Origin of the sequence: Pseudoalteromonas sp. NZS11, from assembly GCF_015864765.1 — a bacterium.
In the GTDB taxonomy this organism is placed as follows: Bacteria; Pseudomonadota; Gammaproteobacteria; order Enterobacterales; family Alteromonadaceae; genus Pseudoalteromonas; species Pseudoalteromonas arctica.
The window spans coordinates 286,001-301,577 of sequence record NZ_JADYWP010000002.1; the positions used below are offsets into that span (position 1 = coordinate 286,001).

10 protein-coding genes are annotated in these 15,577 nt (G+C 37.0%); 3 read left to right on the forward strand and 7 right to left on the reverse strand.

All coding sequences use genetic code 11. The features are described from left to right. The 7 genes from I6E82_RS04990 to I6E82_RS05020 form a co-directional block, all read right to left on the reverse strand. Entirely contained in the window at nucleotides 1–1,272 is a 1,272-nt protein-coding gene (locus I6E82_RS04990) for an O-acetylhomoserine aminocarboxypropyltransferase/cysteine synthase family protein (RefSeq protein ID WP_165722041.1), read from the reverse strand. A 1,512-nt stretch (nucleotides 1,273–2,784) separates the two neighbouring features. Next, the gene (locus tag I6E82_RS04995) at nucleotides 2,785–3,282 is read right to left on the reverse strand and encodes a hypothetical protein (RefSeq protein WP_165742227.1); all 498 of its coding nucleotides are present in this window, start codon (nucleotides 3,280–3,282) and stop codon (nucleotides 2,785–2,787) included. After that, nucleotides 3,272–4,174, reverse strand: coding sequence for a hypothetical protein (locus tag I6E82_RS05000; RefSeq protein WP_197116973.1), 903 nt, complete (start codon nucleotides 4,172–4,174; stop codon nucleotides 3,272–3,274). Before I6E82_RS05000 ends, I6E82_RS04995 begins: the two co-directional genes overlap by 11 nt. A gap of 408 nt (nucleotides 4,175–4,582) precedes the next feature. Then, complete coding sequence (locus tag I6E82_RS05005; RefSeq protein ID WP_165742311.1) at nucleotides 4,583–4,771, reverse strand: hypothetical protein; 189 nt, start codon at nucleotides 4,769–4,771, stop codon at nucleotides 4,583–4,585. A 480-nt stretch (nucleotides 4,772–5,251) separates the two neighbouring features. Further along, nucleotides 5,252–7,423 carry a S46 family peptidase gene (locus I6E82_RS05010; RefSeq protein WP_165722959.1) on the reverse strand — a complete coding sequence of 724 codons (2,172 nt, stop codon included), beginning with the start codon at nucleotides 7,421–7,423 and terminating at the stop codon, nucleotides 5,252–5,254. Between the two features lie 98 nt (nucleotides 7,424–7,521). Beyond that, nucleotides 7,522–9,612: a bifunctional diguanylate cyclase/phosphodiesterase gene (locus I6E82_RS05015; RefSeq protein WP_007580673.1), complete on the reverse strand. Its 2,091-nt coding sequence runs from the start codon at nucleotides 9,610–9,612 to the stop codon at nucleotides 7,522–7,524. A gap of 184 nt (nucleotides 9,613–9,796) precedes the next feature. Further along, nucleotides 9,797–11,584, reverse strand: a complete 1,788-nt coding sequence (locus I6E82_RS05020) for a M61 family metallopeptidase (protein ID WP_197116975.1) — start codon at nucleotides 11,582–11,584, stop codon at nucleotides 9,797–9,799. A 204-nt stretch (nucleotides 11,585–11,788) separates the two neighbouring features. On the opposite strand from I6E82_RS05020, the gene I6E82_RS05025 reads away from it, so the two are divergent. The 3 genes from I6E82_RS05025 (at nucleotide 11,789) to xni (ending at nucleotide 15,517) form a co-directional block, all read left to right on the forward strand. Next, nucleotides 11,789–13,324 (forward strand): GGDEF domain-containing protein, encoded by a 1,536-nt coding sequence (locus I6E82_RS05025; protein ID WP_197116978.1) that lies wholly within the window; start codon nucleotides 11,789–11,791, stop codon nucleotides 13,322–13,324. Nucleotides 13,325–13,389: 65 nt separating this feature from the next. Then, nucleotides 13,390–14,733: a nucleotide 5'-monophosphate nucleosidase PpnN gene (gene ppnN / locus I6E82_RS05030; protein ID WP_197116980.1), complete on the forward strand. Its 1,344-nt coding sequence runs from the start codon at nucleotides 13,390–13,392 to the stop codon at nucleotides 14,731–14,733. 10 nt (nucleotides 14,734–14,743) lie between these two features. Beyond that, nucleotides 14,744–15,517: a flap endonuclease Xni gene (xni, locus tag I6E82_RS05035; RefSeq protein ID WP_007580680.1), complete on the forward strand. Its 774-nt coding sequence runs from the start codon at nucleotides 14,744–14,746 to the stop codon at nucleotides 15,515–15,517. The last annotated feature ends 60 nt before the right edge of the window (nucleotides 15,518–15,577 follow it).

The window sequence follows — 15,577 nt, forward strand, 5'->3', positions numbered from 1 at the left end:
TTAAGCTTTATCGAGCGCTTGGCTTACATCGGCAATTATATCTACAATGTTTTCAATACCGACCGACAAACGAATTAAATCGCGACTTACGCCCGCATTAGCAAGCTCTTCATCATTTAATTGGCGGTGTGTGGTTGACGCTGGATGACATGCAAGCGACTTGGCATCGCCAATATTAACTAAGCGTAAAATCATGTTTAGCGCATCAATAAAACGAGTACCCGCTTCTAGGCCACCAGCAATACCAAAACTTAAAATACCCGATGCTTTACCACTGGTAATTTTTTGACTCATTTCGTTATACGGGCTTGATTTAAGCCCTGCGTAATTAACCCAAAGTACTTTTGGATGATTTTCTAAATATTCAGCTAACTGCTGTGCATTTTCGCAGTGGCGATCCATTCTTAAGCCTAAGGTTTCAAGGCCGATTAAAATGTCAGATGCGTTTTTAGGCGCAAGCGCTGCGCCGGTATTTCTAAGTGGCACTACTCTGCAACGTCCAATAAATGCAGCTTCAGCAAAAGCTTCGGTATACACCACATTGTGATACGACGGATCGGGCTCGTTCATCATTGCAAAACGCGTAGCATTCGCTTTCCAATCAAATTTACCTGAGTCGACAATCATGCCGCCAATGGCAGTACCGTGCCCGTTTATATACTTTGTAAGTGAGTGAACCACTATATCGGCGCCCAGCTCAAATGGGCGGCATAAATACGGCGTAGCCACAGTATTATCAACAATAAGCGGCACACCTTTACTGTGTGCAATACGTGCTAAACGTTCAATATCAACAATATTACCTGCAGGATTACCAATAGATTCACAAAAAACAGCGCGGGTGTTATCGTCAATTGCATTCTCGAACGCGGTAAAGTCATCGGCTTTAATCATGCGCGCTTCAATACCTTGCCTAGGTAGTGTATGAGCAAATAAGTTATACGTGCCACCATATACTTGGCTGGTGCTTACAATATTAGTGCCTACTTCGCACAGGCATTGAATAGCATAAGTAATAGCGGCCATCCCAGAGGCAACAGCTAGCCCACCAATACCCCCTTCCATTGCAGCAATACGTTGCTCAAGTACGGCATTAGTTGGGTTCATTATGCGGGTGTAAATATTTCCAGGTACTTTTAAATCGAATAAATCAGCGCCATGCTGCGTATTATCAAATGTATAAGAAGAAGTGTGATAGATAGGCACGGCTGCCGATTTGGTCGTAGGCTCAGATTCGTAACCGTGGTGCAGTGCTAATGACTCTAATTTCATAATTATTTCCTTCAATTAATTTACCACTAAGCTAGCACTTCTTGGTTATAAAATGCACATGAAATATATTAAAGGGTGTTGAGGTGATTTGATTTGATTTGATTTGAGTTAAAGGCGGTGATTAGCAGACATTCAAAGGCTAAATAACAACTAGTCAGCCCTTTTACTAACAATATAATAACCCACCCCAAGTATAATATTTATTATTGGTAATAATTTACACAATTTGCTATTAATAGAAGCCCATAAAATAAGGTTATTCCAGCGTAAAAAAGAAAAGTATCCTTCAATAAACCTGCAGTGCTATAAAAGGAGTTATTAGTATGTCAAAAATGTTCAAGTTAAAATCAAACAGAAATATTGCTATAAAAATGAGTTGTGGAGTGACATTAATTTGCGCTACATACATATCATTTAGTAACATATTTATAGGGCTAGGTTTAGCTGTCATCTCTATTCTAATAACTTACTCTGTATTAAGTAAGAAAGGCAGTTGGTTCTCTTAGTTATAACTTGAAACTATTGGCGTAACGTTATTCATATAAGAGAGCAGACGCCATAAGCTTCTAGCACTCTTTCTAAATACAGCGATGTGCGGATACTTATAAATTATGATGTATGAAGTCAAGATTTGGGCCTTTACTGAGGCCGCTAATTTTACAATTCGTTATAACCCGACAGTTAAAAAGTATTATCAACGAAAGTTGGCTAAGGCACACAAGGTAGTCGCTATTAAAACAGTTGGGCATAAGCTCGTAAGAGCGTGTTATCACGTGCTTAAAGACAATGTACCATTCAGTGAAAACAAGGCTCTTGCTTAGCGTCTATAAAACAAATTAGGTTATCGTGTTGAGCTAGTAATGGGGTTGTTAAAACCATTAGATTTAATTGAGCCTGCACGTTAATCGCTCACATTTTAAACACTGAATATGCCCAATGTTTGAGCCACAAAGGGTCGGTTATGTGTAAGCATAAACCACAGAGTTCTTACAGCTCAGTGTGTAAACACAGCCATAAACTGGCCTGACATTGCGACTAAACGATGACTGAGGCGAAAGCCAATGGCCTTAATTAATCATTAATAATGCTTAATTAAACTGCCTAAATTCATATGGGTGACTGGTGCATATTCACACCAACCGACGTCATTACTAGGTGCGTAGTCATATTTAAATTGAATATTAAATAATAAGAACACTTGGTTTTTGAATAAAAAGATCAAGAAAATACAGCTGCCTGCTTGACCGGAACTTTCTAATAGGTGACCCTTTTTGTTCTGCAAGTGGAGAAATTAACGGCGATAGGTTTAATTTTCGATTTGGTATGTTTTCTAATACACAAAAAAGGTATACCTCTTGCGATGTTAAAATTGATTTCAAGAAAAGAATTATAGAATCTCCTGTTAAAGCACGTAAACAGGTGACAGAGGCTCTTTCCTATATTCGGTCTATAAAAATCTAAAACTATTCGAGTTTGGTCAAAATAGCAGCTTAACAATTGAATTGTTATCAATTAATTATCTTTATGGGCTTTAGGCTGTTCGCTATCTGCCATCGAAATCTTAAATATATTAAACATTACAGATATAATTTCTATTAATGCGAGCATAGATATAACGATTATTATTAATTCGGCAGTAGTGTATATAGAATCCGATGAGGGTATATATTCCCCTGTAGGCATTATAATAAAAGGGATGCCTACAACTCGTAAATACGGTAAAAGAATAGATAAAGTAAGACAGCCAATTAAAATCATTACATCAGATTTGAGGTTGTCGATAAACGTTATAAATCTAGCGTTATTATTAGAGATGTTAGGGGTAGTCCCCTTTAAACTGGTTAAGGCTGCGAATATGATTGAAATACCAGCCGTAATACCGCCTAGAACACTTCCAATAATTCCTGATGTTGTATTTTCAATTAATTTAATTGCTTGAGGGTCATCCGTTGCAAGCGAAAAACAGAGAATAGCAATTAGTGATAAATAGAGTATTACTTTAATCATCATCGGTATTATCTTTGTATGTATATTCATTTTGGTAATGACTAATCAAGTGGGCAAGTTCTGTACTATCATACCCTTGAAGATCAGCCTCCGATAATTGTCCATTTATAAACGTAATCTTAGCAGATTTATAACTTGATACGTCTGTAACGGGGCTATTTGCAACTTTTCTTCCCCACATTTTCCAATCGCCACCTCCTTTTTTTATCCATCGCACTGCATTATTAACCCAGCCTTTTGATGAAAGTTTTAATTTACCGCTCACATTTTCAAAGGTTGTTTTAATATGGTTTGCATTTGTTTGTTCAGTTATATCATTCAAAGCATCTTTCATAGATTGCTCTGTTTCTCCGAATAGATTAGGAGGAATTAATTCGAACTCAATTTTTTCAACAAACTCAAAATTATCATATTCAGACCAAAAGTCGCATTTAGCGTCATCAAGAACAGGTTTTAATTCTACCCGTAAGCCTATTTCAGCTAAAATAATATTATTAGCTAGTTTTTCAAAACATTTACATACAGCATTAGGAGTGCGAAATACGTTAGCTTTTTTCTCAACCAATAACACTTGCTCTACACGATCCCAAATCCAAATTAAAGGAGGATAGTTATCAATATCATACTCTTCAAACCCCGCATCATGACCATGAAACTTATTTGCTTTTGAAACAACTCCAGCCATAACATTATTAGAATCAGGTTTTACAGAAATTTTTAAAGAATATTTTGGTTCGTTTTTTTCATTGACTGGTATTGAGTTGCTATTTTTGACTTGTGTTGCGGCTTCTAATAAAGCTTTTTCAAACCAAGTGATTTCTTTAGGGATACTGCCTTGATCAAATAATTCCTTATCTTGCGCTAATAAAGAAACTCTCAGCGTATACATATTCATACTTACTGTCCCTATAATACTAATTAGAGTCATTCGCCTAAGTTAGTGTTTAATACGTAATATTTATAAAATCAAAAATAGAAGATTATCGCTTTTTGATAACTCCGTCTTTCAAAAAAGAGTGAGTAATAGAACTATAACTAGAAAGGCTTTCAAAAACGCTTTTATTAATAGTCTATCTAATTAGAAATTAGGATGATACCCATCTAAATTATTCTGGGATATTACTTTATTACACGAAGTAAACTCGCGCCTAAAGGTTTGCCATTATGCTTGTAGACGCCGATTTATACCGTGTTTTTGGTTTATGGGGAGATTAGGATGACACCCACCTAAATCATTTTCTATTACATCAAATTATATTAAATGATTTATCAAAAAGTCCTTTTCATATCTTTAGCTTGTATCCTATACCACCTTTACAAACTCCATTAAAATAACATTATAACGGATGCCTTGCCCCAGCAAATTTATTACCACAAATGCATTCGTATCTATTCCCTGTACCTTCAATTGGTTTTGCATGTTCACCGCACCTACGACAACTGAGGCTGAACTTTCTAATATCCTCGGAGTGACTTTGTAAATTTCTTTCATGTCCGGAACCGGAACCACTTAAAGCTTTAAACGCAAGACCTGCAGCTATACCCCAAAAACCCATAATTATTCTCCGCAAAATTTTAACTATATATTTATTTACGATATTAAATAACAAACAACAACCTTTGTAAATAGTCCACTATATTTGCTATGAAAAAAATACATGACTTTAAGGATGATATACTTAATTTAAAAGTCACTACAACGTAAAATAGATGCTTGTTATAGATGATGATTCATGCATTGATTGCCTACACTTTAGTTAAATTTAGATATTTAATAGGCCTAAAACAGTAATTTTAACGCTGCACCTCTTGGCGTTATATTTTTAGGTGTGGCTTTATGCCGCATTTTTGCTTTCATTGCGCGCGAGGTAAACTCGCGCCTACAAAAGAATAACAATTAATTAGTCGATTAACTCCCTAAAAAAAGGCGCTTCCTTTACGGTAAGCGCCCTTCTCTAATCTCACTAATTACTTATTTTACGATTGTCATTTCGTCTAACAAGTTTTGTGCATTATCTACTTTATCCATTACCCACAGCATGTAGCGTGAATCAACATGGATTGAGCGATTAAGCTCAGGGTTGTAATCCCAGTCACCAATGATACTTTCGTAAACACCGTCGAACAGTAAGCCTACAAGCTCTGCTTTACCGTTAAGTGTTGGCGAACCTGAATTACCACCGGTAGTGTCTACATTTGATAAAAAGTTAACGGGTACTGTATTCATGCCGCCCGTGTAATCACCATAAAGCTTGGCTTTAATTTGCTCTTGTAACTTTTTAGGTGCATTAAATGGGTCAACATCGGTGTTTTTAGCTAGTAATCCTTCAAGCGATGTAAACGGTGTTGCTACCAAGCCGTCTTGAGGTGAGTAGCCGCCTACAGTGCCATAGGTTACTCGTAGTGTGCTGTTGGCATCGGCGTATACAGGTTTGTTTTTAGCTTTGTTAAACGCAATTATTGCGCTCATTAACTCTGGGCGAGCTGCTTGTAATTTACCTGCAAGTGCTTTTGATTTATCTTCCTGTGCTTTCATTACTTTAAAGATTGCTTTAGCGTACTGCACAAATGGGTCTTGGCTTTGATTTAGCTGGCTAAACGATTGCTCAAATAATGAATTGCGAACAGTGGCATTATCGAGTCTTGACTGCTCATACATGCTATCAAGTAACGCGCTTAGGGTTGCTTTATCAAACCCATTTTGTACTTTAAATACGTTATCAACGTCGCTAAAACGTTCTTCTTTTGGAAGTGCTGCATACAGTTCTAAAAAGTGCAGTAAAATAGCTTTGTCTACTTTGCTATCATAACGGCGCGTCATGCGCTCAAGCCCTGCTTTAATGCGAGGTAAGTCACGTTCTTGATAACCAGATTCACGTTCGCTATTTGGCTGTTGTTTTTCATAAGCTAGGCGGTATAAACGTCGTGCTGTACTGATCATTTGTGAGCGATGTACATAACCTAACATGCGGTCGCGTTCACTGTGCTCTTGTGATTGCGCAATTAGCTCAGATAGCTCACCTAATACGCTTCCGTATTGTTCTTTACGCTCACCATCACTATTGATCCATTGTGTTAACTCTTGCTCAAACTGTTTTTTGCGCTCAAGCATAGTGCCTTTATTGAAGCTTTCGATCATCGAACCATAGTTTTTAATATAGTTGTTATAACCTGCAATGGTGCTTTCGTAAGCAATACGCGCTTTACTGCCGTCTTCTGAATTTTCTTCAATAAGCGACACGTATTTTGAGTTATGAACGCGTGCTTTAGGGTAACTGTCGTTAAATACGTTATCTACCTCTGTTGCTATACGGTAGCGGTTAGTACGCCCTGGGTAGCCTGTAACCATTACAAAGTCGCCTTCTTGCACGCCTTTGGCACTTACTTTTAGGTAAGAGTCAGGTACGTAAGGTACGTTGTCTTCGCTGTACTCTGCTGGTTTTCCATCTTTGCCTACATAAGCGCGGTAAAAACCAAAGTCGCCTGTGTGGCGCGGCCACATCCAGTTATCTATATCGCCGCCGTATTTACCTACGCCCATTGCCGGTGCATAAGTTAAGCGTACGTCTTTAATTTCAAGTGACTTAATTAGGTAAAACTCTAAACCACCATGAAACGAATACACATTACAACGATAGCTTTCGTCGGCTTCACACTGGGCTACTAGCGCTTTTTCATTTTTTTCGAGTGCGTCGTAGCGTGCTTTTGCTGTTAACTCGTTAGTACCTTTAATTACTTCATCTGTTACGTTGGTAACCGTTTTTGTTACATAGACGCGTGAGCCCGGCGCTGCAGGTAAATCTTCTGTAGGACTTTTAGCTAAAAAGCCATTTTCTAAAATATTGTTTTCAGGTGTTGAGTTGTATTGTACCGAGCCATAAACACAGTGATGGTTTGACACAACTAAACCCTTAGGCGATACAAACGATGCTGTACAGCCACCTAGGCTAATTACCGCATTCATTGGGAATTCGGTTAATTTAGAAATAGATTCAACATCAATTTCAAGCCCTTTGGCTTTTAAAATTGATTCTAACTCTGGAAGTTGGTGCGGTTGCCACATGCCTTCGTCGGCTATGGCACTACTTGAAAGTGATAAAGAAAATGTGGCTACTAATGTAGCTACAAGAGGTTTTAAACGCATTATAGAATCCTTTTTATTTGTTTCTATAACAGGTTACTCGCGATGGGACAATAAGGTCAATAGCCGTGCAATGAATTGTTACAATCGAGTGTTTAATCTTACTTTTTATCAAAATTCATCGAAAAATCAAGAAACTGTTTTGCTGGTATTGGTTTACTAAAATAGAAGCCTTGCATAAAATCACAACCCAATTCGTTCAATAAAGTATGCTGCTCTTTTGTTTCTACACCTTCGGCTACCACTGTCAGTCCTAAGCTGTGCGACATGGCAATAATTGCCTTTACGAGATTACAGTCTTCATTGTTTAGTACAATACCGTCAATAAAACTTCTATCTATTTTGAGTACATTAAAAGGGTATTCTCTCAAATAACTTAATGATGAATAACCTGTACCAAAGTCATCCATTGATAAGTTAATGCCTAATGCAGTAATTTCAGTCAGTATATCTACAACATTAGTGTGGCAACTCATCAATACACCTTCAGTTATTTCAAGCTCTAAACTTTCGGGATTTACGTTTGCTTCACTCAATGAGTTTTGAATGAAACTGAGCAACCCTACGTCTCTAAATTGGCGAGGAGATAAGTTAACAGCCATTGTATATTTTTGTTGGCGTTTACAGGTACTTTGCCATGTGTTTAAAAAGTGTAATGCTTGGCTAATTACAAACTTGCCAATAGGTACAATTAATCCTGTATTTTCGGCAATAGGTATAAACTCATCGGGTGTTACATTACCTAGCACAGGGTTATGCCAGCGTAATAACGCTTCTGCACCAATGATGTGTTTATTTTTGGCGTCAAATTGGGGCTGGTAGAATAACTCAAATTCATTACGCTCAAGGGCGCCACGCATCTGCTCTTCTATTACGAGTCGGCGCTGAATAATTACGTTCATCTTTTTAGTAAAAAATGAATAAGTATTACGACCATATGATTTTGCTTGATACATTGCAGTGTCAGCATTTCGTAATAAATCAGCAACGGTTGTACCATTTTCTGGGTATATGGCTACACCAATACTCGCTGTTAGTATGTGTTCCCGGCCCTCAATTTTAAAAGGGGCTCTAAAGTTATTGACCAGTTTTTCAGTGATTTTTAGCGCTGCATGGTGATCAGTTATACCTCGTAGTAATACGATAAACTCATCTCCACCTAGGCGCCCTACCGTGTCGTCTTTTCGCAGTGCCTCTTGCAGCCTTTGCGCTGATTCAATTAAAAGTTTGTCTCCTGTTTCATGGCCTAAAGAATCATTTATTTTTTTAAAATCATCTAAATCCAAAAACAGTACCGCCGCTTTCTCGTTATTTCTTTGTGCTTCAATAAGTAATTGCGACAAACGATCAAGTGCTAAAAAACGATTTGGGAGTAAAGTTAGACTATCGTAATACGCTTGATGTCTAATTATTTCATCTGATTTATGCTGTTCTGTAATATCTCGAATAATAACCATTAACTGGTTATGTTCTGTTATTTTATTTATTCTTGCTTCAAAAAAAACGAGCCCATGGGGCAAAGCTAGCTCGTATTTAAAGCTCATCATCTGCTCTTTTTCTAATACAAGGCTGATATAGGTTTCAAATTTTTTGGCTACATCTTGAGGGAGTACATCACCCATTTTTTTACCAATAAATTGCTTTGGCTTGGTGTAGAGATCGGTCTCATTACTGGCATGATACTCAATAATAGTTCCATCGTTTTCCATCAAGAAAAATAAGTCAGGAATTGCTCCAAAAATAGTTTTTAGCATATGCTCATTAAATGACGCATCTGCTTGTGCCTTTTTAACCTCAGATAAATCAATATCAATACAGTACATTTGTTTTGTATTATATTGATTTGTAAACATAACATGGCTGGAAAAAACCGATACATTGTTTCCATCTTTGTCTTGTAAGATAATTTCAGATGCTGGAATTTCTATATCTTTTTTTACCCAGTCACTATGTGCGTTAATAACTAATTCACACATTGGCTCTGGAATTATAAGGTCTTCTATTTTTTGTCCTATGGCTTCTTCTTTGGTATATCCATAAAGTCGCTCACTGCCTTCATTCCAATAAATAACACGACGTTCATTGTCATAACCTTGAACAGAAATAACATTTACCGCATCAAATAACTGATGCAAATAGTCGTTAATTACAAATTGATGGGTTAAGTTTGAAGTCGGGTTATCTAATTTCATTTGAGGCTATATCCATAAATAATTTTATTTAATAATAGAGAAATACTAAATAATAATTAAATTTAATTTTAATATTAAATTTAATTTCCATGTACATTATATACGCCATTATACAAAACAAAAAAAGAGCCGAAGCTCTTTTTTAATAATTGTTAACTATATTTAAACGCTATAAAAACTGAATTTATTTTTTTGTCACATCATTTGGATGTTCCACGCCAATCCATGCTTTGAATAGTGCTTTTTGCTCAGGCGTTGCCTCTTTATCAGCAACTACTTTTTTAGGCTTATCAAAATCTTCTGATAATACTAATGTTAAGCTTTCAAGAGCATCGCGACGAAGATAGTCAATGGTTACTTTATCGCCTTTTTTAAACGTTTCTAAGCTGGTTTTTAAATCTTTACCTACGTGATGTTTATTTATAGCGACAATTTTATCATCGGTAGTTAAACCTGCTTTCCACGCACTGCCACCACGGCGAACGTAACTTAACGTAAGTAACTCGCCTGTGTTTTTAGCGGTAGCATCAATGCTTGCAAGGGCTTTTGCTTTTTCAGGGCGCTCAAATTTCAAGCCTACTTTAGTAAGTAAGTCGTCAAAGTTGATACTTGCAGGTGATTCTACATTTTCCTGCCACCAGCTTGAGTAATCACGCCCTGTTAAATCTTTTAAGATATTAAGTACATCTACATCTGTAAAACCAGCTGGCATTTTATGATTGTTATAAAGTGCTTTGTGTACGTCTCGGTAGCTTATTTTACCTTGGCTTTTTTCTAGCAAGTCGATATCTAAAACTAATGAAAGTAATGAACCTTCTGAATAAATATTAGTGCTGTAGTTACGTGCATGATCGCCACCTTGGTTAATCCATTTATCAAAGCTTGTTTCGCTTGCGCTTTGCACTTCACGGCCCGGTGTTTGTAAATGACGATTAATGGTTTTACTCATCACTTTAAAAAATTCATCTGTGGTTTCAATACCAGAGCGAACCATTAAATGATCTTCAAAATAACTTGTTGAACCCTCTGCAATCCAAAGCAGTTTAGAGTAATTCATATTAGTGTAATCGTACGGCACTAAACCTTGAGGGCGGTATGCTTTAACATTCCACGTATGAACAAACTCATGCGCAGCGGTGCTAATAAAGGCTAGGTAATCTTCGCGGCTACCAAATCTATCGCGTGGACGTTGAATAATTGTTGAGTTTAAATGCTCTGTTGCACCACCAGCACCCGACGTAGCATGAACCATAAATACATAACGTTCATACGGATAGCCATCCCAAATTACATTACCAGTAGCAACTAATTTTTTAAGATCGGTAAGCATTTGCTCTACATCGTAGTTACCGTCGCCCCATATAACTAAATCGTATTCACGGCCATCTACTTCAAATGTGTGTAGTTGGTTAATACCCGTTTCGATTGGTGAATCAACAAGTACGTCGTAATCTGCTGCTTTAAATGAATTTTTGCCTTTTAAATTATCCATACCCGATACAGAGCGCCACTTTTTAGGCACCTCTAAGTTAACGGTTACTGGCTCTTGGCGAAATGATTCACTAAACATAAAAAAGCCTGATGCATCTATAAATGCATGGCTGTCGTCAATGTGGCGAGCGCGCTTACCAAGCTCATTTGCATACACCTGGTAGTCAATATTAACTTCGGTTGGCTCATTAAGGTGTACACGCCATGTACTGTGATCAATTTTTTCCCATTTTAACTCTTTGCCATCTTCATCTTTAGCTTTGAAGTAACGAATGCCATTGGCAAGGTTTAGCATTTCATAGCGACCCGTTCGCCATGCAGGAAGTTTTATATCAAGATGTGCTTGCGCTGTTTTTGGAAACTCAACACTTACATCGCCTAAATGATGTTGTGGTTGCGAAATTTCTAAAGAATAATTTACGTCGGCAAATACAGGTGCTGAACATGCAGCTAAAATAGATAGGGCTAATAACTTTTTCATAGAAACTCTTAGTGGAAACTTAATTGCCTGCAAGACTAGCAAGCCCCTATTTAAAAGTGAATTAAATACGACAAATTGCCCCGTATACGAGTTTATACGTAGTAGCTTATTAAAATTTCTAAGTTTTTTACTAGATAACTACACATAATAAAAATTTGTTGTAAACTGAAGATAATAAAATTAATTTGATGGCGGTACGCTTAGGTGTCTGAAAGATCTAATCCAACAGATAAAAAACTCAAACAAGCAATTGATGCTCGTATGGCTATTGAGAGTGCACGCAAACATCAAGTGGATATTTTGTGCGACTTTGCAGCTAAACTTTCGCTAAGCTGTAAAGGGCTTGATATTGAGTTAGATAATCGCCTTGCTAAATTTAGAAGTGCACTCAATAAAGGTATGAGCTTTGAAGACCTCTCTCCCCTTGTTAGTGAAACTTTGATATTACTTAAAAATCAAGAATCGATTCAGCAAGCTCAGCAACGTGATTTATTCAACAGTGTACAAAATGCAGGTAAACAGTTACAAAAAACTAAAGGTTTACCTGACGATACTCGCAGAGCCCTGAGAAATTTACTCGATCAAGAGATTAATAACGTTCAGTCAACCCATGGGTACATTCCGCTACTTGATCAACTTATTAGCTTTTATCATGAAGCATTACTTACCAAGCAAGACCCTCAAGTAGATCAGCAGCGCCCAGTAAAACAAGCTCGTGCAAAAAAACTGCTTGAGCTAGCTAACGAACTTATACTTGAAGAAGAAGCTACACTACAAATTAATAGTATAAAAAATAATATTACGGAAAGTGACACAATCGATGCATTACTCGATGTTGCGATTAACATAATTGAAGTCGTAGTAAAAAACATTAGCAAAGAGCGTAAATCTGCACAAAGCTTTTTAGTTTCATTAAATCAAACCCTCGAAGATCTACATAATTCTATTGTCTCTACTAGTAGACACTCAGAATCGATGAGTATTGAGTTTGATTCGTTGAATAAAAGTATTGAACTAAAAATTAAAAACCTCAACGAACAAACACAAAAAGCAACGTCAATCTCATCTTTAAAAGAACTCGTAGATAACGAATTAAAATCACTAAGCGAAGATTTTCTAGCAAAAGAGAAGTTAGAGCGAAAAGACAGAGAAATGCTTAGCACTAGCTTTAGTGAAATAAATAAACGAATTGTTACTTTAGAAGATAAGTTAACAACGTATAAAAAACGCTTAAACGAACAGCGCTTTAAAAGTTTACTTGATGGGCTCACAAAACTGCCTAACCGAGCTGCATTTGATGAACGTTACAATCACGAAATGCATTTGTTTAATGTGCAGCCATCAGATGTTACGCTTGCGGTTATTGATGTTGACCACTTTAAATCTATCAATGATAGATTTGGCCATACCGCAGGTGACATTACCTTACAGGTTATATCAAAAGCGTTGCAAAAATCGGTAAGAAAGTCCGATTTTATAGCGCGTTACGGCGGTGAAGAATTTGTATTGTTAATGCCAGGTGTGTCGCTTGAAAACGCAACATTACCTCTGGATAAAGTAAGAAAGGTAATTAAAAATATACCTTTTAAATTTAGAGAAAAACAAATTGAGATCACTATCTCGGTAGGTGCAACTCAGTTTAAAAAAGGCGATACTCTGTTAAAGGCATTTGATAGAGCAGATGATGCTCTTTACGAGGCCAAAAATTCAGGACGAGATAGACTTTGTACCAGTAAATAATGTCATAGCCATTATAAATTTTATGACAAGTAGTTTTTTACGATTTAGCAGTAAGGAGAACGTCTATGTTAATACAGTTAAACCCAACTGGGGTTTTAGATTTACTGTCGCAATTAGAAGTTGATTTATTAGAGCAATCTTCTGCTAGTGAGCGTTATAAGTTATTTAGAAACTGCGTACTAGCAGTGCTTAATGTAGGTAGCCATACCGACGAAAGTAGCGATATATACGACAAATACAAAGATTTTGATATTCGTTTAGTAAGCCGCGAACGAGGCATTAAAATTGAGCTTGAAAACCCACCCGAAACCGCATTTATTGATGGCGAAATAATTACCGGAATTCACGAGCATATATTTTCTGTTATTCGCGATATTTTGTTTATTTGTCAAAAATACGAAAAAGATTTAAAAGAGCAAAAAGCCATTACTCATATGGTATTCGATATGCTCAGAAATGCAGGTGCTTTGCGTGTTAATAGCGAGCCAAGTATGGTTGTATGCTGGGGCGGACACTCAATAAACGAAGTTGAATATAAATACACAAAACAAGTAGGTTACGAACTGGGCTTACGTGGATTAAATATTTGTACTGGTTGTGGCCCTGGTGCCATGAAAGGCCCAATGAAAGGTGCCACTATTGGCCATGCAAAACAGCGCAATACCAATAACCGTTACTTAGGCCTAACAGAGCCAAGCATTATTGCTGCAGAGCCACCAAACCCTATTGTTAACGAATTAGTTATTTTACCTGACATTGAAAAGCGCCTTGAAGCTTTTATAAGAACAGCTCACGCTATTATCATTTTTCCTGGTGGCGCAGGTACTGCTGAAGAATTGCTATATTTATTAGGCATATTACTTCATCCAGATAACACCAAACAATGTTTGCCTGTGATTTTAACTGGCCCTAAAGAAAGTGAAGCGTACTTTAAAGAGCTGTGTGAATTTGTTGAAATGACGCTTGGTAAAGAAGCATTAGATAAGTTTGAAGTTATTATTGATAATCCTGAGTTAGTTGGACAAAAGCTAAGATCGGCTATGGCCAATGTTCGTGATTACCGTAAAAGTGAAGGCGATGCCTACTACTTTAACTGGACGTTAAAAATCGATAACGATTTTCAACAACCTTTTGCACCAACACACGAAAATATGGCAAGTCTTGATTTACATCTTGATCAACCAAAGCAGTTATTAGCGGCTAATTTACGCAGAGCTTTTTCAGGTATTGTAGCTGGAAATGTAAAAGACGAAGGCGTTAAAGCCATTAAGCAAAACGGTCCATACATTTTAAGTGGCGAGCCTGCCCTTATGGAAAATATGGATACGTTATTACAAGCATTTGTTGATCAAGGCCGTATGAAACTCCCTGGCAGCAAATACATTCCGTGTTACAAAATAAAAGCATGAGTTTTATAGTTTGAAACCCCATTTACTTCTTATTGATGCGCTTAATTTAATTAGGCGCATTTACGCCGTTGACGCTAATCAAAAACATCACAGCGATGAACAAATGATACAAACGTGCTGTGCACGTGTAGCTCATGCGTGTAAAAAGCTTTTAGATACAAGTAATGCAACCCATGCGATTGCGGTATTTGATGGTGACAAAAGCTGGCGTTATCATTTTTATAAAGACTACAAACACTCCCGTGCCCCAATGCCTCAAGTGCTAAAAGATGCCTTAGAGCACTTTAAAACCGCAATAGAAGAAACCGGTATTGTTGTATTTGAGCCTATTAACGATGAAGCCGATGACATTATTGCAACGCTTGCGTTTAAGGCATCAAATAATCAAATAGCTAATACTGTTGTTTCTACTGATAAAGGCTTTTTACCCTACTTAGGCCCCTACATTACAGTTTATGATTACTTTAAAAAACTCTATTTAGATGAGACAAGTATAAAAGAGCGTTTTGGTGTTGAGCAAAATAAGCTCGTTGATTTTTGGGCTTTGGCTGGTGATAAAACAAATGATATTCCGGGAGTAAAAGGAATAGGTACTAAGTCTGCGCAGCAAATAGTTAATAACTATAATTCAATTGAGCATGCCGCAGAAGATGAGTCTCTAAGCCCGAGTATTAAAGCAAAGTTAGCCGCTAATATGGATATGTACGTAATCTCAAAGCACTTGGTTAGTTTACGCACCGATATAAATTTAGGCTTTAGTTTAAAGCAGTTAAGACTTAATTAGTCGCAAGTTAATAGCCTCTAAACATTACAAAACGTATACTATTATTAGTTACCGGAGTCA

Coding starts and splice junctions, on each gene's coding strand:
- I6E82_RS04990 (WP_165722041.1), bottom strand. CDS start 1,272: ATGAAATTAGAGTCATTAGCACTGCACCACGGTTACGAATCTGAGCCT.
- I6E82_RS04995 (WP_165742227.1), bottom strand. CDS start 3,282: ATGATGATTAAAGTAATACTCTATTTATCACTAATTGCTATTCTCTGT.
- I6E82_RS05000 (WP_197116973.1), bottom strand. CDS start 4,174: ATGAATATGTATACGCTGAGAGTTTCTTTATTAGCGCAAGATAAGGAA.
- I6E82_RS05005 (WP_165742311.1), bottom strand. CDS start 4,771: ATGAAAGAAATTTACAAAGTCACTCCGAGGATATTAGAAAGTTCAGCC.
- I6E82_RS05010 (WP_165722959.1), bottom strand. CDS start 7,423: ATGCGTTTAAAACCTCTTGTAGCTACATTAGTAGCCACATTTTCTTTA.
- I6E82_RS05015 (WP_007580673.1), bottom strand. CDS start 9,612: ATGAAATTAGATAACCCGACTTCAAACTTAACCCATCAATTTGTAATT.
- I6E82_RS05020 (WP_197116975.1), bottom strand. CDS start 11,584: ATGAAAAAGTTATTAGCCCTATCTATTTTAGCTGCATGTTCAGCACCT.
- ppnN (WP_197116980.1), top strand. CDS start 13,390: ATGTTAATACAGTTAAACCCAACTGGGGTTTTAGATTTACTGTCGCAA.